General features: G+C 34.5%; 23 protein-coding genes. 4 read left to right on the forward strand and 19 right to left on the reverse strand.

Features of this window, described 5'->3' with window-relative positions; all coding sequences use genetic code 11:
- Nucleotides 1–37 precede the first annotated feature (37 nt).
- The 3 genes from AAEU33_RS08055 to AAEU33_RS08065 form a co-directional block, all read right to left on the reverse strand.
- Nucleotides 38–547 (reverse strand): hypothetical protein, encoded by a 510-nt coding sequence (locus tag AAEU33_RS08055; protein ID WP_345991917.1) that lies wholly within the window; start codon nt 545–547, stop codon nt 38–40.
- A 30-nt stretch (nt 548–577) separates the two neighbouring features.
- On the reverse strand, nt 578–952 hold the full coding sequence (locus AAEU33_RS08060) for a VOC family protein (RefSeq protein ID WP_172280557.1): 375 nt from the start codon (nt 950–952) through the stop codon (nt 578–580).
- 100 nt (nt 953–1,052) lie between these two features.
- On the reverse strand, nt 1,053–1,433 hold the full coding sequence (locus AAEU33_RS08065) for a nuclear transport factor 2 family protein (RefSeq protein WP_345991919.1): 381 nt from the start codon (nt 1,431–1,433) through the stop codon (nt 1,053–1,055).
- An 89-nt stretch (nt 1,434–1,522) separates the two neighbouring features.
- On the opposite strand from AAEU33_RS08065, the gene AAEU33_RS08070 reads away from it, so the two are divergent.
- On the forward strand, nt 1,523–1,930 hold the full coding sequence (locus AAEU33_RS08070) for a helix-turn-helix domain-containing protein (RefSeq protein ID WP_345991922.1): 408 nt from the start codon (nt 1,523–1,525) through the stop codon (nt 1,928–1,930).
- Nucleotides 1,931–1,939: 9 nt separating this feature from the next.
- Here the strand turns inward: AAEU33_RS08070 and arr are convergent, their stop codons facing one another.
- The 7 genes from arr to AAEU33_RS08105 form a co-directional block, all read right to left on the reverse strand.
- Nucleotides 1,940–2,374, reverse strand: a complete 435-nt coding sequence (gene arr / locus AAEU33_RS08075) for an NAD(+)--rifampin ADP-ribosyltransferase (protein WP_228456995.1) — start codon at nt 2,372–2,374, stop codon at nt 1,940–1,942.
- Between the two features lie 16 nt (nt 2,375–2,390).
- Nucleotides 2,391–2,846: a MarR family transcriptional regulator gene (locus AAEU33_RS08080; RefSeq protein WP_345991924.1), complete on the reverse strand. Its 456-nt coding sequence runs from the start codon at nt 2,844–2,846 to the stop codon at nt 2,391–2,393.
- Between the two features lie 232 nt (nt 2,847–3,078).
- Nucleotides 3,079–3,606 carry a hypothetical protein gene (locus tag AAEU33_RS08085; protein WP_172280549.1) on the reverse strand — a complete coding sequence of 176 codons (528 nt, stop codon included), beginning with the start codon at nt 3,604–3,606 and terminating at the stop codon, nt 3,079–3,081.
- Nucleotides 3,607–3,706: 100 nt separating this feature from the next.
- Complete coding sequence (locus AAEU33_RS08090; protein ID WP_345991927.1) at nt 3,707–4,882, reverse strand: kelch repeat-containing protein; 1,176 nt, start codon at nt 4,880–4,882, stop codon at nt 3,707–3,709.
- A 13-nt stretch (nt 4,883–4,895) separates the two neighbouring features.
- Nucleotides 4,896–5,657, reverse strand: coding sequence for a hypothetical protein (locus tag AAEU33_RS08095; protein WP_345991929.1), 762 nt, complete (start codon nt 5,655–5,657; stop codon nt 4,896–4,898).
- A gap of 56 nt (nt 5,658–5,713) precedes the next feature.
- The gene (locus AAEU33_RS08100; protein WP_345991931.1) at nt 5,714–6,571 is read right to left on the reverse strand and encodes a GLPGLI family protein; all 858 of its coding nucleotides are present in this window, start codon (nt 6,569–6,571) and stop codon (nt 5,714–5,716) included.
- Between the two features lie 148 nt (nt 6,572–6,719).
- Nucleotides 6,720–6,905: a SymE family type I addiction module toxin gene (locus AAEU33_RS08105; RefSeq protein WP_345991933.1), complete on the reverse strand. Its 186-nt coding sequence runs from the start codon at nt 6,903–6,905 to the stop codon at nt 6,720–6,722.
- Between the two features lie 94 nt (nt 6,906–6,999).
- On the opposite strand from AAEU33_RS08105, the gene AAEU33_RS08110 reads away from it, so the two are divergent.
- Nucleotides 7,000–7,218, forward strand: coding sequence for a helix-turn-helix transcriptional regulator (locus AAEU33_RS08110; protein ID WP_345991935.1), 219 nt, complete (start codon nt 7,000–7,002; stop codon nt 7,216–7,218).
- 38 nt (nt 7,219–7,256) lie between these two features.
- On the forward strand, nt 7,257–7,403 hold the full coding sequence (locus tag AAEU33_RS08115; protein ID WP_345991937.1) for a helix-turn-helix domain-containing protein: 147 nt from the start codon (nt 7,257–7,259) through the stop codon (nt 7,401–7,403).
- 186 nt (nt 7,404–7,589) lie between these two features.
- Here the strand turns inward: AAEU33_RS08115 and dcm are convergent, their stop codons facing one another.
- From dcm to AAEU33_RS08145, 6 genes are all read right to left on the reverse strand, one after another.
- On the reverse strand, nt 7,590–8,996 hold the full coding sequence (dcm, locus tag AAEU33_RS08120) for a DNA (cytosine-5-)-methyltransferase (RefSeq protein ID WP_345991939.1): 1,407 nt from the start codon (nt 8,994–8,996) through the stop codon (nt 7,590–7,592).
- A 44-nt stretch (nt 8,997–9,040) separates the two neighbouring features.
- A complete protein-coding gene (locus AAEU33_RS08125) occupies nt 9,041–9,622 on the reverse strand; it encodes a hypothetical protein (protein WP_345991940.1) in 582 nt (193 codons plus the stop codon).
- Between the two features lie 175 nt (nt 9,623–9,797).
- Nucleotides 9,798–10,100, reverse strand: coding sequence for a helix-turn-helix transcriptional regulator (locus AAEU33_RS08130; protein ID WP_345991942.1), 303 nt, complete (start codon nt 10,098–10,100; stop codon nt 9,798–9,800).
- A gap of 303 nt (nt 10,101–10,403) precedes the next feature.
- Nucleotides 10,404–12,029, reverse strand: a complete 1,626-nt coding sequence (gene groL, locus AAEU33_RS08135; RefSeq protein ID WP_172280536.1) for a chaperonin GroEL — start codon at nt 12,027–12,029, stop codon at nt 10,404–10,406.
- Nucleotides 12,030–12,139: 110 nt separating this feature from the next.
- A complete protein-coding gene (locus tag AAEU33_RS08140) occupies nt 12,140–12,418 on the reverse strand; it encodes a co-chaperone GroES (protein ID WP_029295711.1) in 279 nt (92 codons plus the stop codon).
- Between the two features lie 189 nt (nt 12,419–12,607).
- Complete coding sequence (locus AAEU33_RS08145) at nt 12,608–12,742, reverse strand: hypothetical protein (RefSeq protein WP_262888827.1); 135 nt, start codon at nt 12,740–12,742, stop codon at nt 12,608–12,610.
- Between the two features lie 261 nt (nt 12,743–13,003).
- Between AAEU33_RS08145 and AAEU33_RS08150 the strand changes: the two genes are divergently transcribed.
- Complete coding sequence (locus AAEU33_RS08150; protein ID WP_345991945.1) at nt 13,004–14,185, forward strand: hypothetical protein; 1,182 nt, start codon at nt 13,004–13,006, stop codon at nt 14,183–14,185.
- Nucleotides 14,186–14,237: 52 nt separating this feature from the next.
- Here AAEU33_RS08150 and AAEU33_RS08155 read toward each other — a convergent pair whose 3' ends face one another.
- The 3 genes from AAEU33_RS08155 to AAEU33_RS08165 are packed head-to-tail and all read right to left on the reverse strand — an operon-like array spanning nt 14,238 to nt 17,524.
- Nucleotides 14,238–15,452, reverse strand: a complete 1,215-nt coding sequence (locus AAEU33_RS08155; RefSeq protein WP_345991946.1) for a cation:dicarboxylase symporter family transporter — start codon at nt 15,450–15,452, stop codon at nt 14,238–14,240.
- Nucleotides 15,453–15,506: 54 nt separating this feature from the next.
- The gene (locus tag AAEU33_RS08160; RefSeq protein ID WP_345991948.1) at nt 15,507–16,793 is read right to left on the reverse strand and encodes a citrate:proton symporter; all 1,287 of its coding nucleotides are present in this window, start codon (nt 16,791–16,793) and stop codon (nt 15,507–15,509) included.
- A 41-nt stretch (nt 16,794–16,834) separates the two neighbouring features.
- Complete coding sequence (locus AAEU33_RS08165; RefSeq protein ID WP_273649479.1) at nt 16,835–17,524, reverse strand: DUF2490 domain-containing protein; 690 nt, start codon at nt 17,522–17,524, stop codon at nt 16,835–16,837.
- Nucleotides 17,525–17,566 lie beyond the last annotated feature (42 nt).

Consider the following 17,566-nt stretch of genomic DNA (forward strand, 5'->3'; position numbering starts at 1 on the left):
ATTTATCCATGTGATGTTATTATTTCTCATTTTACAACTATATCTTCCGTTCGTATAGCTTTGCTTTTTCAAGCCCGTAATTATTGATCCTAAGAGTCGGTGCATTTGAATCCCAATCCGGAAGGTTTTGCTCGAGCATGTGCGTCAGTTTTGTGATTCCGGGTATTTCCTGATCGAATTCATACTGATTTTTGTCGGTTATGATTTCGAGGCCTGCCTGTCTGTCGTCAAATAAAGGGATGCTGAATGAATAGACAGAAACAATTTCATCCCATCGGATAAATTCTGGCAGATTTTTGTGCTTATGGTAAAAACCATCCGCAGTGTATTTAAAATTCCCATCTAATTTCTCTAATCTGTCGGTTTCCTTTTCAATTGATTCATAATCTGTTTTAGTGTCAGAAGAATATATTTTAGCAATGGAAAAACAAAGAACTGTAAAACAGGAAAAAATGATAAAATATGATATCCCTTCACTGTCAAAAACCGGATAATACATATAAACCCACAGTACAACAAGACAGCACATGATGATTATTGTTTTCATGAAAGCGGAGAATTTAAAGAGGTTGTGTAATTACTTTTTAGACTTTAGCTGGAATACATTTCCTTCAGGATCAGTTCCGTCACATAACCAATAATCATAATTTTCAAAGGTTTTAATTTCTCTCATCAGGATATTTTTCGATACGAACTCATCTCTTGCCTGTTCGATGTCTGTATCAATTTCAAAAACGATCTTTGTATTATTATCGAATTGATAACCGGCATTAATTTTTTCCAGATAGCGGTCTCCGATTTTATGAAATCCGATTTGGACCGATCCTGCATTAAGGAGCAGCCAGCTGGCGTCTTCCTCAATCACAGGGAGATTAAAATTTTCAGTATAAAATTTTTTTATCAATGGAATGTTCTGAACATACAGGATCAACGTATCAAATTTTACATTCATTGGTCTCTTTTTTTAACAACGATAAATATAACAAAAAACCACTCCTGAAAATAGAATGGTTCTTTATTTTGATATAAAATATCCATGAAAGCCGGATGGTTTATGGCTTCATATTCTCCATAAAAGTTAAGGTATCAAAATACAGGGTTAGAGATTGTAATTTCCCATTTTTCACGATCCAGTTTTCAGAAACATTACCATTAATTTTAGCACCGTTCGGAAATTGGAAATCATAATTTCCGATGACACTGGCTTTATCATCTTCAATTACCATTTGTTTCACTCTCATGGCTTCAAAACGTTGTGAAAACCGCTTTATAATTTCAATATAAGCCTGCTTTCCAATAACTGGAGTTGTGTTGGTCATATCACCGCCGGTATATTCGAAATCGTCGGCTAATGTACTTTCCCAATTGGCTTTTGCTGCAAATCCCTTGTAATAAGTTTCAAGAAGTTGCCTTGTGTTTGTTTGATTTTCCATTGTATTAAAATTTGTGATTATCTTTGTTGTTGCAAAATGCAATAACAAAGATATAAAAGTTATTGCAAAATGCAATAACTTGTTTTTGTATGGATAAACAGAGATCAGATTGCCCAATTAGTTGTTCCCTTGATATTTTCGGGGATAAGTGGTCACTTTTAATCATCAGGGATGTTATGCTGAGAGGTAAAATGTCGTACAGCGAATTTTTACATTCTGAAGAGCGGATAGCATCAAATATACTGGTTAACAGATTGAGTGTTCTGGAAGCAGAGAAAATCCTTGTTAAGGAAGTATCACCGCTCAACAAGTCAAAATTTATCTACAGCCTCACAAAAAAAGGGGCAGATTTGTTACCAATCGTCATTGAACTGATGGATTGGGGAGCAAAATACAATGCCAACTGCCCGCGAAAAGAGCTGGGGAAAAAAATCCAGAAGGACAAAATAGGTGTCATCCGGGAGTTAAGTGATGACCTGAAGTCAAAGATCAAGTAGTGCCGCTTGTCAGTTTATAATTTCTGCATCAGGGTTCTCACGGATTTTTGCAATGTTTTCACGCCATCTCTGAAGTTCATCATCTGTTAGTTTGATCCATTCTTTTACTTCGCCGATAATCTTTAAAGGTTCCTTGCTGCGGTAAGAACGGGTAGGATTACCTGGAAATTTTTTATCTGTTACATTAGGGTCGTTTTCAAATTCACCGGTTGGCTCCACAATGTAAATCCTTTCACTACCATCTCCATTTGCCAATGCGGCGGCTAGTCCTGCTCCGTTTTTTAAAGCGGTAAAATAAATGTGATTCATAATAATTTCCGGATAGTAATTAGATGCGAATCCTGCGGTCAGCAGGTCTCCAGTTTTCAGATCCGCCTTTGTTCCATGATAAAACGGCCCTTTGTCTAAAACTTTATTTTCAGGTTCTTTATTATTCATTTCCATGATACTCATATTTTACTTAAGATTTTATTTTTTCAATTTTGGTATTCATTATTTCCAGGGCACTCCGGAAATATTTTTCCAGGGTTTTTAATTCTTCCGGTGAAAAAGAGGCAAAAAGCTGATCTGTATTATCCTGGAAATCCTGATATTGAGGAATAATAAGTTGGGCTATTCTGGCGTTGTCCGGGACAATGATTATTTTTCGCCTGTCATCCTTATCCGGTTGGCGGCGGACGAGTTTTTTCTTTTCAAACCTGTCAATCAGGCCCGTGACGGCACCTGTTGTCAATCCTGTGATGACAGCCAGTTCTCCGGCAGTCATTGATCCCTTTTGCACAAGAAATCCCAGATACTTATGATCGGTTCCGCTAAGGCCTATTTTTCTACCGATACTTTCGTGCATTTGGATCGAAGTATAGGCAAACTGTTGACTAAGTTTTCTCAGTTGAATTGCTTCTTCACTAATTTCCATTATTCTTATTTACTAAATATCTTAGTTACAAAGATAAATTAATTTAGTAAATAAAAAAACCACTTTGAAAAAATAAAGTGGTTGATATTAAATTTTTTTCAATCTCATTCATGGTATTTCTCTCCATGGGTTTTCGAAGTTTTATGACTTTGGGGTATTTCTATAAAGATTACCCTACCATACAAAGTCAGGAATACTTTGTGTAGCGGTATTTAATTAATGGAATCATATATTATTTATGATTATGGCTTTCTTCTAATAACTTCCTAATATCTTGATCATATTTTTTTTGTGTATCTACTATTGTTCCGTGATTCGTTTCTGCATCATACTTTTTCTGAAAATTGATGCATTCATCGCCAACTAACTTGTTAATCATTTCAAATTTTGAATTGAAATCTTTTGAATTTTTTATTTCCTTATCAATGATACGTTGCAATTTATATGCGAAAATCTGGGCTATGTCAAAATGCTTTTGTTCATGATTCAACAAATCATCAGTATAAAAGGATTCATTTAACCATGATTCTGATTTGTTGAATATTGCATAAGTTCTGATTTTTATTCTCCCTGTCCATATTGAATTTGACACGATTTCATAACCAATATTATAGGCCGTTCCTGCGTGATTAATTGTATCATCGGGTATTTTTCCTTGAAAATCATTTTTATGTAACTTAATATCAGGACTCCATTCTATGACCTGTGAAGAGGTGAAAATACCAATGCATAGTATAAGTATTGTTAATTTATATTTCATGTTAGGATTATTTTGCAGCAATATTCTAATGTTGAGTATGTTCTCTAAGAAAGTTAATTTATGTGTTGCGCAAAGTTGGGAGACTGTATGTAGCAGATTATCATCTCACAATTTTAATGCTTTCTAACTCCCCTTTTTCATTTTTAAAACGGAAAATATAAGTTCCCTTTCGGAACTTTGATAAATCTATATTTTGATTATAGTTGGTAAAACCTTTAAAGATTAATTTTCCATCTATTGAGAAAATGGAGTATTCAAATTGATTGCTATTATTTTTATTACTGATTATAAAGCCGTCTCTATAAGAATTGACATAGGCTTTTGTTTTCAATGCCTGATCTTCCGCAGGTGTATCTCCAGAAAGTATATTTTCACTAATATCTGCCACTTGTATACTTTTAATAGCTGAACTGGTTAGAGACGTTGTACTTCCACCGATGATATATAATTTATTATTATATACCTCTGCTGTAGCATGTCTTCTCGGAATCATATTGGAGGATAACTGATGGATTTTATTGGTTGTCGTGTCAAAATAGGCAATGAAATTTTGATAATTATAGCCCCCTACAATGAAAATTTTATTCCCGGATACAGCTAATGAATGTCCGGATATACCAACAGGCATCGTATATTGATCGATCCAACGGTTAGTCTTGAGATCGTAAACATTGATCAGACGAGATGGAGTGCCATTAAAACCGCCAATTACATACAGCTTATCATTAACAATCTTTCCCTTTGTTTCCCTGGCTGTAGGCATATTGGGTAATGAATTCCAGGTGTTTAAAGCAATATCATAATACTGGAATTTATTAGAAAATACAGTTGTTGCGGCTCCGTTTAATCCGCTGCCACCAAACACATATATTTTGCCATTATAGATTGCAGAACCTGAATTTCCTGTATAGGAACGATTGGTTGCTCCCTTCGTAATGGTATTGGTGTCAAGATCTACAATTTCAAGGTGGCTATTTCCCCAACCGTTAAAGATATAAATTTTATTATTGTAAGTTTCTGAATTAGCAAATCTTTTAGGAAGTAGGGTAGAATTGAAAACACTCCATTTGTTATCGGTAATATTGTATTTCTCAATGTACTTGGCATCGCTTGCTTTTTCCTGATACCCATTGCTCACATATATATGATCATTCACGATTACGCTGGCTGTAGCACCTCGGCCGACAGACATATTCGCAAGATTTTTAAATTGAAGTGTTTGGGCATGTGCTAGTAATGAGCCAAAAAGTGAGAGAAGTAATAATTTTGTTTTCATGTCCTGAAGTTAATTAATAATCAATATATATTTTTTCCAAATTAGACATCATAAATAAATAACCATCAATCTCATCTTTTGAAGGTTCTTTTGCATATTGTTTCTTTATTTCTCTAATTTCCTCTTTTGACAATTCTTTTGTGTTTTCATAAGACAGATCCCATTGTTTATTTTCTTTATTTCTTTTGAGATAGTCATTATACGCTTTTTTATACTCTTTGGTTTTTTGAAATTTTTCGAACTGTTTTATTTTAAATTCTATATAATCCTCACCTTTTAATTCCTTATTTTTAGTTAAGGTTCCATTATCTATTGTAAGAATTAAGTAGCTGGAATAGTATCTCGAAAAACCAAAATTATCAGAACGAATAAGATTTCCATTGGGAACAGTAAGAATACCGGAATAATCAAGCTTAAAATTTTTGTTATGAAAAATTTTATTAAAAACTGAAATCATGGATCCGGAGTCATTCTCAGGATCTTCTATTTTAAGATCAACCACATATAGTTCATTGTCTATTATTTCGAAGTAAGCTACATATCCTCGCCAATTTCCGGTCGAAATTGAAATGATCTCTTCTCCTTTTTCATTTTTTCTTACAAACTTTTCTCCATAAATGGGGTCATCTTCAGGATGTTTTTCAAAATAACTTTCTAAAGGATCATTCAGTAATTTATGCTTTTTTCCGTTTATTGTGATAAAATTAGATTGCTGGCCAGTTGCAAAAAATTTTATAGATATGATTAGAGATAGAAATAAAAATTTGAATTTCATAAGTCTGGGATAAAAGTAAATGTATTAGAATGGCAGAGTTGTTTAACAAGTGCTTTTTATTTATATAATTCTCTTTCAATAAAATTATTATTTTTCTTAAAACTCTCCTGTGCCCTTTGTTCTTTTCCTCTAATGAGATCTTGTTTTGTTAGCGGACTTCCATTGGCATCGGAAAATAATGTTTCTGACATTTCTGAAGAACTGTGCATGGTTTTTATATTCTTTGCAGGATCTTTTTTAAATTCGTTCCAGAGTTTATTGAACTTTTCATTGGTCAGAAAAATTTCTTTCCTGCTTGAATTTATCATTAAAGGTTCATAATTGAGTTTTTTGCTTCCAACCAGATTGAAAATATGATCTCCTTTATCGTCTCCAATACTTAAAATTAAGCCAGGAAGACCACAGAATTTATAAGGCCCATCTTGAATTTGAATGTCATTAGTGAAACAGGCCTCCCAATTTCTTCCTCCAAATGTCGTGGTTGCTTTTTGAACTTTAAAACCCTCTATATTTTTTGTTTCAGGAAAAATAGTCCAGTTGATTTTATTATTTTCTTTTAAAGCGATGTTGTCGGCATTGATAGACGTATGATAAATTGTTTCCAAATTGGGGTAGTCTTTAGAAACACGAAAATTAACCTTTGCCTGTTTAATTTTTCTCAAATCAAAAACCATAGATTTCGAAGCTTTTCCTTTTTCAATTTCTGCTTTAAAAAGGGAATCTCTGGTGATGAGCAAAGCACTGTAGAAGTTTGAACCCTCTTTTGTAATGTCAAGATTCATGATTTCTTTTTGCACATTTTCTCTGTGTAAAGAATCCATTTTAAAAGAATATTCATAAGTAAATCTTTGATTTTGAGAAAATAATAAAGAAGTGGTGAAAATAAAAATTGAAAGGATAGTGAGTTTTCTCATTTTTGATCGATTGTTTTATGTGTACTTTTTGTTGAAATTACGGCTGATACTCAAATTTACAATAATATTACGTACAAAAAATGCTTTATAAAGAGTCAAGTGATTTGTATTGTAGTAAACTTATAGGTTTTTGGTTTTAATTGGCTGATTACTTTTTATTGTCAAGTGTAATTATCAGTTTATTTTTCTTTTGCTCTATGTTGATTATTTTTCCTTCTTTAAACCCAAGCTTCTCAAGCCATTTTCCCTTAAGTCTAATTTCTGGAATAGTTATCAAACCATATGTCCTAATTTGATATTTAGTGTAAATTTTAAGCTTTCTTAGATTTGCCACTGTCGTATAATTATATGACAAATATAGATTAAAATTTAAAAACGTCAACTTTTTATATGACATTTTTGTCAACAAATTAGCTGACATTTGATTTGTGACTAGAGATACACTAAAAAAAGAACTTGGTAAACGAATAATCGAACTTCGTGAGCAAAAGGGCTGGAGCCAAGCAGACCTTGCTCGGGCTTGCAATAAAGATCGTCAGGCAATTGAAAAATTAGAAAATGGAAAAGTGAACCCTACACTTTTTACACTGCTTGAGGTTGCAAATGCCTTGGAGGTTTCTTTGTCAGAGCTTGTGGATTTGGCGTGATATGCGAAGTTTCTAATTGCTTTGATAATGATATTGCAATGAATAGAATTGAATTTCGAATAGCTTTTGGTAAAATAGTTGAAAAATTTGGAAAGAAGTTGGGATTAAGCTATCGTGAGTTAGCTCAGAAATGTGATGTAGACCATAGTAATATCAGCAAAATTGAAAAGGAGAAGTTGATTTAAGGATTTCAACAATACAGGAGCTATCTAAAGATTTGGAAGTTCATCCTCAAGAATTATTTGATTTTAAAATAGAATGAAAACTAAGCTCCGAAGTCTTTAGACTTCGGAGCTTAGTTTATTTATAGATTGGTTTTATTTTATTGGTCAAAGTTTGCATAGCAGAGAAGCAACTACAATTTTCAATTTTTAAGAAACAAGCACATCTTTATTATTATTAATAATTACATTCATTTTTATAGTTTCATCTTCAATTTGACTAATCTTTTGCATTAATAACTCAAGCTGCTCGTTCATTTTAATTTTTCGTTCTTCTTTTCTTCTTAATATACCTTTGCAAGCTTGTGGGCTTAAATAAAATTTTTCAGGGACATCTTTTGTTTGAATAATCTCTTGTATATTTCCATCAATTGGATGATTGGGTATTGTAGATGAATTTAAAAAAAATTGATTATCAATTGTAATTATGTTATCAAGAAGATATAAACTAGCATCTAAATTATTTTTTGTTTTTTTTGTACTTTTAGACCAATTAGGTATTGCTTTTTCTTTGGTGTTATTAAGTATAAAGCTTATTTGTTTACCAATCCAATGTACAACAGGGACAGCCCAAGAATTTCCTACTGCTTGAAAACGATTAGTATCACTATTTCCATTAACCAATGTATAATTGTCAGGAATTCCCATTAAACGTTCACACTCTAATGGAGTAAGGCGTCTAATTCTATCGTTTTGTGCAACGTATAATGAACCATTATAAGCCGCTGCATTACCATTCCATTTTGTTCCGTAAGCGGAATAAAGACAATCTGTATATTCTCTGAAAACTTCAAATTTTATTCCTTCTTTAAAGAATATTTTTTCATTTGTTTTTTTAACATTTCCTTCTTCTATTTTAGAAAACAAGTCAATCACATTAGAATTGTTTTCTGCTTTCTCTATTTTTAATTGTTTAACAATATTTTTATTATCAAATTCAAATAAAACTTGGTCAGGTTTGAATTCTTTGCCACCTGCGAGAACATAAAGCCTTTTTCTTTGCTGTGGAAGTCCAAAATATTTAGCATCAATTACTCTCCATGCAATATTTCTATTTGGTCCTTCTAGATATCCAGATTTTGTCCATTTGCTAACTTTTATTTCTTCTTCAAAACCTGCTAATCCTGCAATGAAATTTCCGAAAGCATTTGTTTTATCATTTAATACACCTTCAACATTTTCCCATAAGATGATAGAAGGTTTCTTTTTTTGTTTATTTCTAATTTTATCAATTGCATTAGCAATTTCAATAAAAGTCATTGTGAGCTGTCCTCTTTTATCAGCTAGTCCATTTTTCCAACCAGCAAGAGAAAATGCTTGACATGGTGTTCCCCCACAAAACAAATCTGGAGCTTCAATTTTCCCAGTTGATATTTGATTAGGTAAACCTATCATATCCCCCAAATTTGGAATATTTGAATAATGATGATGTAAAACTTTTGAGGGGAACTCTGCAATTTCTGAACTCCATAATTGCTTAAATCCTAATTGATCAAATGCTAATTGGGCCGCTTCTATTCCTGAGCATACACTTCCAAATGTTATACTATCTTCCATTCATTTTTATTGCAAAACTACTAAAGAATACTATAGTGTGCAAATTACTTTGAATTTTCTAAAATGAAACTATTTAAACTTTCTCTCCATTTTTGAATATCATACCAACCACAACCTACACAACCTTTCTCTGCTTCTTTGCCAATTTTAGGAATTTTAGGATCCCAATCTTCTGAACCTTTATAAAAATACTTTATGCCAAATAATGTACCTCTTTTATTACTTTGAAAACATTGTCTACAAACTTCACGTTTTTGCTGATTCCTCTGATTGTCCAATAACTGAAATTTTTGCATAATTTCATCTTCTGGCATTTCGTCAGGATTTTCCTTTCTAGTTTCTTCATCCCAGCGTATCTCAGGAAATTTATGATCAGGAAGAAGTCCATGCTTATTTGCGGAACTTAATTCATAGATGTTTGTTGATTTAAGCGTTTTTAATGCTTTGTCTCTGAATTTTTTTGAAAATACTTCATATCCCATAGAAATACCTCTAGGTATTGGTAAAAGTAATCTTTCTGCTTTTCTACCATTTCTTTTAGATGCAATCGTATAACCTTTTTCTTTTATGTCTTGTATTCTTCGTTGAGGATTATCATTAGGAGGAAAAGCAGAAGTCCATTGCATTTTAATTAATTCATTAAAAAAATGAATTGTTACATCACTTTTCTTTACTGATTCTTTCCAAAATTTAATTTCTTTTTCTTGAAAATTGATAATATTTTCTTTTGTAAAAAACAGTTTTATTTTAATTAAATAATCAAATAAATCTTGAGGGTTGTCAATGAATAAACCTGTTCTTCTATAAAAGAATGGAATTGAACCATTCCATTCGAAGCCATCTTTTTGAATTATTTTTTAAATATCTCAAGCCAAGTATTATTCTTCCAGAATTTTCGCTTTTGAGTAAGTCTTCAATTTTGACTTCTAAAGCATTAGCAATTTTCTCTATATTAACAAGAGTAATATTTTTTTCAGCCCTTTCAATCATACCAATATAAGTTCTATGCAAATCAGCTCTATCTGCTAATTCTTCTTGAGAAATATTTAATAGCCTCCTATATTTTCTTACGTTTTTTCCGAAAATGTTTAATATGTCATGCATATAAATTATTGCTAACTAAAGTCTGCACAAAGCTAACTTTAGTATATAAATTTCGCTACATACTATAGTTGGCATTTTTGGTGTTGTTTTATGGGGTAATCCATTTAAAATACTAACTTATATTTCCTGATGTTTCTCAAATATTTTTTCATTCCAAAATAACTGTGATTAAAATCTTATTGTTATTTTTACAAAGAACGTAATAATTAAAGCTAACAAGTTTTCATGTTTTTTTGCAAATGTAAAAAACCGTTCTACAAAAGCAGAACGGTTAGTATATTAAATTGTCTCAACGACACGTTGTTACATCATTCCTGGCATTCCACCTCCCATTGGCATAGCAGGTTCGTCTTTTTTCACTTCAGTGATTACACACTCAGTTGTTAAAAGCATACCAGATACAGAAGCTGCATTTTCAAGGGCAACTCTTGTTACTTTCGTAGGGTCGATGATTCCTGCTTCAAGCATGTTTACATACTCGTCAGTTTTAGCATTGTATCCGAAGTCTCCGGAACCTTCTGCTACTTTAGCAACGATTACAGAACCTTCACCTCCTGCGTTGGCAACGATTTGTCTTAATGGCTCTTCGATCGCTCTTTTTACGATTTTGATCCCTGTAGTTTCGTCAGCGTTGATTCCTGAAAGGTTTTCTAAAGCAGAGATTGCTCTTACTAAAGCAACACCACCACCGGCAACGATACCTTCTTCTACAGCAGCTCTTGTTGCATGAAGTGCATCATCTACTCTGTCTTTTTTCTCTTTCATTTCCACTTCAGAAGCTGCTCCTACGTAAAGTACGGCAACACCACCAGCTAACTTAGCTAATCTTTCCTGTAGTTTTTCTCTGTCGTAGTCAGAAGTAGTCGTTTCCATCTGAGCTTTGATCTGAGCTACTCTTCCTTTGATTTTCGCTTCGTCACCACCACCGTTTACGATTGTTGTGTTGTCTTTATCGATTGTTACTTTCTCAGCAGTTCCAAGCATATCTAAAGAAATGTTTTCCATAGTGAAACCTTGTTCTTCAGAAATTACCTGACCACCTGTAAGGATTGCGATATCTTCTAACATTGCTTTTCTTCTGTCTCCGAATCCAGGAGCTTTTACAGCAGCAATTTTAAGAGAACCTCTTAGTTTGTTTACCACTAAAGTTGCTAAAGCTTCACCTTCCACTTCCTCAGAGATAATCAATAGAGACTTACCACCTTGTGCGATTGGCTCAAGAACAGGAAGCAATTCTTTCATTGAAGAGATTTTCTTCTCTACTAAAAGGATATATGGGTTTTCGACTTCAGCTACCATTTTCTCAGGGTTAGTCACGAAGTAAGGAGACTGGTATCCTCTGTCGAACTGCATACCTTCTACAACATCTACCGTTGTATCGATACCTTTAGCTTCTTCTACAGTGATCACCCCTTCTTTACCTACTTTCCCGAAAGCTTCAGCGATCAAAGCACCGATAGTTTCGTCGTTGTTGGCAGATACGGAAGCAACCTGCTTCACTTTATCTGTAGAATCTCCCACTTCCTGAGACTGGGATTTTAAGTTTTCAACAACTGCAGTTACCGCTTTGTCAATCCCTCTTTTAAGATCCATTGGGTTAGCACCTGCAGCTACGTTCTTAAGACCTTCTCTTACGATAGCCTGTGCCAAAACAGTAGCGGTAGTTGTACCATCTCCTGCAATATCATTAGTTTTGGAAGCTACTTCTTTTACCATTTGAGCTCCCATATTTTCTACCTTGTCTTCAAGTTCGATTTCTTTCGCTACAGAAACACCATCCTTCGTTACGTGTGGAGCACCGAAAGATTTTTCGATCACTACGTTTCTACCTTTTGGTCCTAAAGTTACCTTTACTGCATTTGCTAATGCATCAACCCCTCTTTTTAAAGCGTCTCTTGACTCGATATCGAATTTTATTTCTTTTGCCATTTTATTTAGATATTAGATGTTAGACGTCAGATGTTAGACGCCAAGCATTATTTGAAAATTATTTTTTATTCAGTTTTAAATCTGAAATCTGGTGTCTTATATCTGGAATCTTATCCGATAATTCCCAGTAAGTCTCCTTCTTTTACGATTAAGTAATCTTTTCCTTCCAATTTCAATTCGGAACCTGAATATTTTCCATAAAGAACTTTGTCACCTACTTTCACAGTTGTAGGCTCATCTTTTTTTCCAGGACCTACTGCTACTACTGTACCTTCTTGTGGTTTTTCTTTTGCTGTGTCCGGAATAATAATACCTGAAGCTGTTTTAGTTTCTGCAGCGATGGGTTCGATCAAAACTCTGTCTGCTAATGGTTTAAAGTTTACTGACATAATATATCTGTTTTTTTAATTATTTCTGCTTTCAAATTCTCTAAATGTGTGCCAAATGAGGTTGGTACTTGTCAGGCGATGCTTCATGGTTAAAAATGGCAGAATTTTATTTTTGGTGTGAAATTTTGGCAGATTAAAAAAAATAAAGCCGGAAAAATTCCGGCTTACTTTACTGATCAATTTATCAGACTAAGGACAATATTGTCCCGGTCCGATCCATAATGTACATTTTCCGTTTTCATCACGTTCGCAGCAAACAAGTCTTGCAGCTCCACCGTGGATGGTTTTCTGAGCATCTCTGCTTAATAATTTAGCATTTTTCATAAGTTAATATTTTGTTTTTCCGATGTTCCTGAACATTTATTGTCAATCAGGAGTTTTTTGACATGATCAAATATAAGCTTTTTATTCAATCAAAATGATGTTGTTTGTAGATAGTTTTTGGTGTTTTGTGTTTTGATAACCAGTGGATTATACTGTAAAGGGCAGCAGGGTTAATACTGTGTAAAAACAGGGATATTACTATGGTATTTGGTGATGCATTCCTGCAACTTTGTGAGACCAAATATCATAAAAACTGAAACAATGGAAAAATTAAAAAAAATCTTTCGGGATGCTCCGGCTGATTCACCGGTTCCCCGGGAATTGCTATTGGAGTATGAGAATCCGCTTCCGACTAAAGAACCGGATCGCAATTTATTTATTACGGATTCTGCCAAAAACTTCAGACTAACCGGAAAAAAAGACTCAGCAAAAATCTCAGTCTCAAAGCTGAACCGGGAATTTTACCAGCTGGACCAGATTTCACCTTTTGACTGGGGGATTCCCGGGAAATCCGAAGAGATCATTACCGTAGAAAAGCTTCGTGCTACAATTAAAACTAAGAAAATAAAAGTGACCGAAGCTGAAGCTTTTGTGCCGGAAACTCATATACTGGGACTTCATCCTAAAGTGGTTTTTCCGAATACGAAGTCTGTGAAGAGAAACCGTTTGAACAGATTGGTTACGAAAAGTGCCAATCACGTAACTATTTTCGGAAATGATGACAGGGTAAATATTTATCCTAATACCTATCCGGAATGCTGTGTGTGCAGGGTAGAAGTATATACCAAATTAACCAGTGCCTCATCATGGAATTATCAGGGAAGGGGAACCGGATTTATGGTAGGCAGAAAAATTCTAATGACCTCCGGACATATGAGGCCCCAAAAACCTTATGCATCATGGATGATCAAAGTGATTCCTGCATATTATGATGGACGATCCATTTATGGAAATTCATTTTATACTTATGGAGAAAGCTATGTGGCTTACCAAAGTGACGTTGGAAATGATATGATGGTGGTGAAGCTGTATGATAATATCGGAGATACAACAGGTTATTTCGGGGCAAAAAGTTATAACGACGATTGGGAAGATATGAATGTGTGGACCATGACGGGATATCCTTATGATAAAGGAGAAAACCGACCGACTTATCAGAGCAGCATCAGTGTTGTGGATGATGATGATGGAGATGATGTAAAGCTTCCGGATGGAAATAGTGTGGATAGTACACAGATAGAAAGCTACGCAGACGAGGCAAGTGGCGCATCGGGATCACCGTTATATAGTTGGTTCACCAATGGACAGATGTATGCCATAGGCGTTCATCATGGTAATGAAACCGACTGGGAACTTTTCGGATCTGATCTTCATTCTGTGGCTTCAGGGGGAGATATGTTGCCGGCACTTGTGATCTGGGCAAGAAATAATTGGGGAAATTGAAAGGATCACCTTGAAGAAACAAAACACAAGTAATATAAAAAACGCTTCATTTTTATGGGGCGTTTTTTTCTACGGGCTGATTTATTTTTGAAATAATGGCTCCGGAAACGGCAATACCGATAAAATTGGTTACTGACCTCGCCTCGTTCATGAAACGGTCTACACTATAAAGCAATGCAATATCATTCGCAGGGATCTTTCCAAACCTGTTCAAAGTAAAAATAAGAGCAAGAAAACCTGATCCCGGAACCCCGGAAGCTGTTTTAGATGTAACAGAAATGATAACAAAAAGCCATAAGTAATCATTGAGACTTAATGAAATATTATAAAACTGAATCAGAAAACAGCAGGCCACAGAAATATAAATGCAGGCACCTGCGAGGTTGAAATTGTACCCCAGGGGAATAATAAATCTTAAAATTTTTTTGCTGTATCCCTCAGATTCCATCTTGTCAAAAATGATTGGAAAAGCTGTTTTGGAAGAAGAAGTGGTTATAACCAAAATGATCTCTTCTTTAATGCTTACCAAAAATTTGAGCAAATTGAATTTAAAGATATAAGAAACCAGTCCTAAAACTCCGAAGATAAAAGCAATATCGGCAAGGTATACGGTTCCCACAACTTTGCTTAATGGCAGCAGGGTATTAATTCCATATACAGAAATGCCGTAAGCAATGTTACAGAAAATGATAACCGGAAGAATGATATATAAATATTTAATAATATGATAAAAAACAACAAGTCCTTTATCAAGGATATTCAGAAAACTCTTTCGTCTTTTTGAAAGGTTCATGCATATGCCGATAATGATTGAAGCTATAAGGAAAATAGCGTACCTGTTGCGATACATCACAGAAGATAGGGAGGAGTCATTGATTTCAAACCTACTGGGAAGAATTACTTTTGTTTTAACGATCTGAATTCCCGTATGGGAACCGGGCTGAATGGCAAGTCCAAAAATAAATCCTATGGTAATAGCCACAGAGCTGATGATAAAAAAGTAGAGAATTGTTTGCCATACAATGCTCCCCGCATTTTTTATATCTGCCAGGTGACAGATCCCGTAAATAACTGCCATAAAAATAATAGGCAGGATGATGGACTCCAGAACCAAAAAAAAATACTGGCTGATTATCCCTAATTTACTGCTTATCTCGGGAAGGTATTGTCCTGTAAAAACACCACAGATAATAGCCACGAAAACATACAAAGAAAGATTCTTTAAATATCGGCTGGTGAATGTTTTTTTTGTATGGAAAAGATTCATTTGAGTTTTTTTTCACTGGATAAACGGACAATTCAATATAAATATATATAAATTTTATATTATCCCAAGAAGCAAAGCTCCTAATAACATGATAATGGAAGATCCGATAGCCCATTTCAATGTGTATTTCAAATGATCAGAAAATTCCACACCGGCGAGAGAGACCAATAGGTAAGTTGACGGAACCAATGGGCTCAGAAGATGAGAAGCCTGTCCGACAAGACTCGCTCTTCCCAGAATATCAGGTGGGATTCCCAGTTGTTGTCCGGTTGCTGCAATAATGGGTAATATCCCGAAATAATAAGCATCATTAGTCAGGAAAAAGGTAAGGGGAACACTGAAGACAGCAGTAATAATATTTAAAGAGCCTGCCATGCTTTTCGGAACAATTTCTATCATACTATTTCCCATAGCCTGCATAATACCCGATCCATTGAGGATCCCTGTGAAAATCCCTGCTCCAAAGATCATTCCTGCTACAGATAATGCATTTCCCGCATGTTTGGACATGAGTTTCTGCTGGTCTTTTAATTTAGGGTAATTGATAACAGATGCTATGCAGAAAGCAATCATAAAGGCAATTCCCAAAGGAACAATATCTAAAATCATTACGGTTAGCAATACGATGGTAAGGGCAAGATTAATCCAGATCAGTTTAGGGCGAAGAAGGGCCGGATCCGTTTCACCTGCGATATCGCTATTGCTGTACTTTGTGTATTTTCCATATTTTGCAATACTCTTTTTTTCTTTCAGTCCTAAAATATAAGCCACAAAGATTACCCAGCAAATACCAAGGACCATAATCGGAATCATGGGAACGAAAATCTCTGTGTGACCCAGTTTGAGGGAACTCATAACCCTTGCTGTGGGACCACCCCATGGAAGGATATTCATGATACCTCCTGCAAGCATTATGATACAGGTAAGGATCAGGGGATTCAGTCCCTGTTTTTTATATAGGGGAAGCATGGCTGCCACTACGATAATATAAGTAGAAGAGCCATCTCCATCCAGAGAAACTAATGTTGTAAGGATCGCTGTTCCGATGGTTGTTTTGATTGGGTTATCTCCGACTGCTTTTAAAATAAGGTTAACTAAAGGCTGAAATAATCCTGTATCGATCATTAAACTAAAATAGAGAATTGCAAAAATCAGCATTACGCCTGTAAGTGCGATTTCTTTAACCCCATTTTTCATCATGTCACCCAGCTCATCGCCAAATCCTGCAATAAGAGCAATCACTACTGGAACAATTACCAAAGCAGTAAGTGGTGTCATTTTTTTATTCATGATGAGAACCATGAAAATAAAGATCATCAGAAACCCAAGAAATGTTAGCATAGCATTATATTAAATATTAAATTTTTTAAATTGATGTCTGGTTATTTTTGTTTTTTTCTCCAATCAAAACTGTTTCTGAACCCTATGTATCCGTAATTACTGGTTCTGCCCGGAGATAACTGATTAATGAAAGCCAGTTCAATTGCCGAGTTTTTCCCTGTTTTTATTCCAAGCCCTGCGGTGATACGGTTACTGTCGAAAGGGTCTTCCTTTTTGATGTTCATCCTTATCTCATTTTTTAGAATTCCATACAGTCTTTCTTTTTCACCCTTTCTGTTGAAAGGGATTCTCATAGAGATGAGATACCGGACCCTTAATACAAATTCGTCAGGATTATTCAGGAAACGCTCTTCTACACGGAATCTGCTGGAAACGGAAGATCTGCCGATATCATGGTCTAGGGTTACCTGTTGAAAGGCTCTTTTCTCATAGCGGGTCTTTTTCTGATCTTCTGTCTGGTAGGAATCCAAAATGAGAAACATACCTCCTACGGCAGGTCTTACTCCTTTGGTTACTTCATAATCCATATATGCATTGACGAGGAAGAGTCTTTTGTCGTAAGCCAGGTCAAAAGAACGGTATTGTGTAAGGGCTGTTAAAGTACTTTTGTCAGATACCTTTGCAGTCATGATATATTGGAACCACATATTGTAGGTATCAGTGCTTTGACCTTGATAAAAATGATGAAGCACTAATAAAAAAATAAAAATTAATTTTCTCTTAATTTTCATATAATATTGGGTTAATATTGTTACTTCTCAAATATATTTATT

The organism is Chryseobacterium sp. Chry.R1, from assembly GCF_039645525.1.
GTDB lineage: Bacteria > Bacteroidota > Bacteroidia > Flavobacteriales > Weeksellaceae > Chryseobacterium > Chryseobacterium proteolyticum.

Coding starts and splice junctions, on each gene's coding strand:
- AAEU33_RS08055 (WP_345991917.1), bottom strand. CDS start 547: ATGAAAACAATAATCATCATGTGCTGTCTTGTTGTACTGTGGGTTTAT.
- AAEU33_RS08165 (WP_273649479.1), bottom strand. CDS start 17,524: ATGAAAATTAAGAGAAAATTAATTTTTATTTTTTTATTAGTGCTTCAT.
- groL (WP_172280536.1), bottom strand. CDS start 12,029: ATGGCAAAAGAAATAAAATTCGATATCGAGTCAAGAGACGCTTTAAAA.
- arr (WP_228456995.1), bottom strand. CDS start 2,374: ATGGAAATGAATAATAAAGAACCTGAAAATAAAGTTTTAGACAAAGGG.
- AAEU33_RS08095 (WP_345991929.1), bottom strand. CDS start 5,657: ATGAAATTCAAATTTTTATTTCTATCTCTAATCATATCTATAAAATTT.
- AAEU33_RS08155 (WP_345991946.1), bottom strand. CDS start 15,452: ATGAATCTTTTCCATACAAAAAAAACATTCACCAGCCGATATTTAAAG.
- AAEU33_RS08060 (WP_172280557.1), bottom strand. CDS start 952: ATGAATGTAAAATTTGATACGTTGATCCTGTATGTTCAGAACATTCCA.
- AAEU33_RS08065 (WP_345991919.1), bottom strand. CDS start 1,433: ATGGAAAATCAAACAAACACAAGGCAACTTCTTGAAACTTATTACAAG.
- dcm (WP_345991939.1), bottom strand. CDS start 8,996: ATGGAAGATAGTATAACATTTGGAAGTGTATGCTCAGGAATAGAAGCG.
- AAEU33_RS08070 (WP_345991922.1), top strand. CDS start 1,523: ATGGATAAACAGAGATCAGATTGCCCAATTAGTTGTTCCCTTGATATT.
- AAEU33_RS08140 (WP_029295711.1), bottom strand. CDS start 12,418: ATGTCAGTAAACTTTAAACCATTAGCAGACAGAGTTTTGATCGAACCC.
- AAEU33_RS08145 (WP_262888827.1), bottom strand. CDS start 12,742: ATGAAAAATGCTAAATTATTAAGCAGAGATGCTCAGAAAACCATCCAC.
- AAEU33_RS08085 (WP_172280549.1), bottom strand. CDS start 3,606: ATGAAATATAAATTAACAATACTTATACTATGCATTGGTATTTTCACC.
- AAEU33_RS08160 (WP_345991948.1), bottom strand. CDS start 16,793: ATGCTAACATTTCTTGGGTTTCTGATGATCTTTATTTTCATGGTTCTC.
- AAEU33_RS08115 (WP_345991937.1), top strand. CDS start 7,257: ATGAATAGAATTGAATTTCGAATAGCTTTTGGTAAAATAGTTGAAAAA.
- AAEU33_RS08080 (WP_345991924.1), bottom strand. CDS start 2,846: ATGGAAATTAGTGAAGAAGCAATTCAACTGAGAAAACTTAGTCAACAG.
- AAEU33_RS08150 (WP_345991945.1), top strand. CDS start 13,004: ATGGAAAAATTAAAAAAAATCTTTCGGGATGCTCCGGCTGATTCACCG.
- AAEU33_RS08125 (WP_345991940.1), bottom strand. CDS start 9,622: ATGCAATGGACTTCTGCTTTTCCTCCTAATGATAATCCTCAACGAAGA.
- AAEU33_RS08130 (WP_345991942.1), bottom strand. CDS start 10,100: ATGCATGACATATTAAACATTTTCGGAAAAAACGTAAGAAAATATAGG.
- AAEU33_RS08090 (WP_345991927.1), bottom strand. CDS start 4,882: ATGAAAACAAAATTATTACTTCTCTCACTTTTTGGCTCATTACTAGCA.
- AAEU33_RS08100 (WP_345991931.1), bottom strand. CDS start 6,571: ATGAGAAAACTCACTATCCTTTCAATTTTTATTTTCACCACTTCTTTA.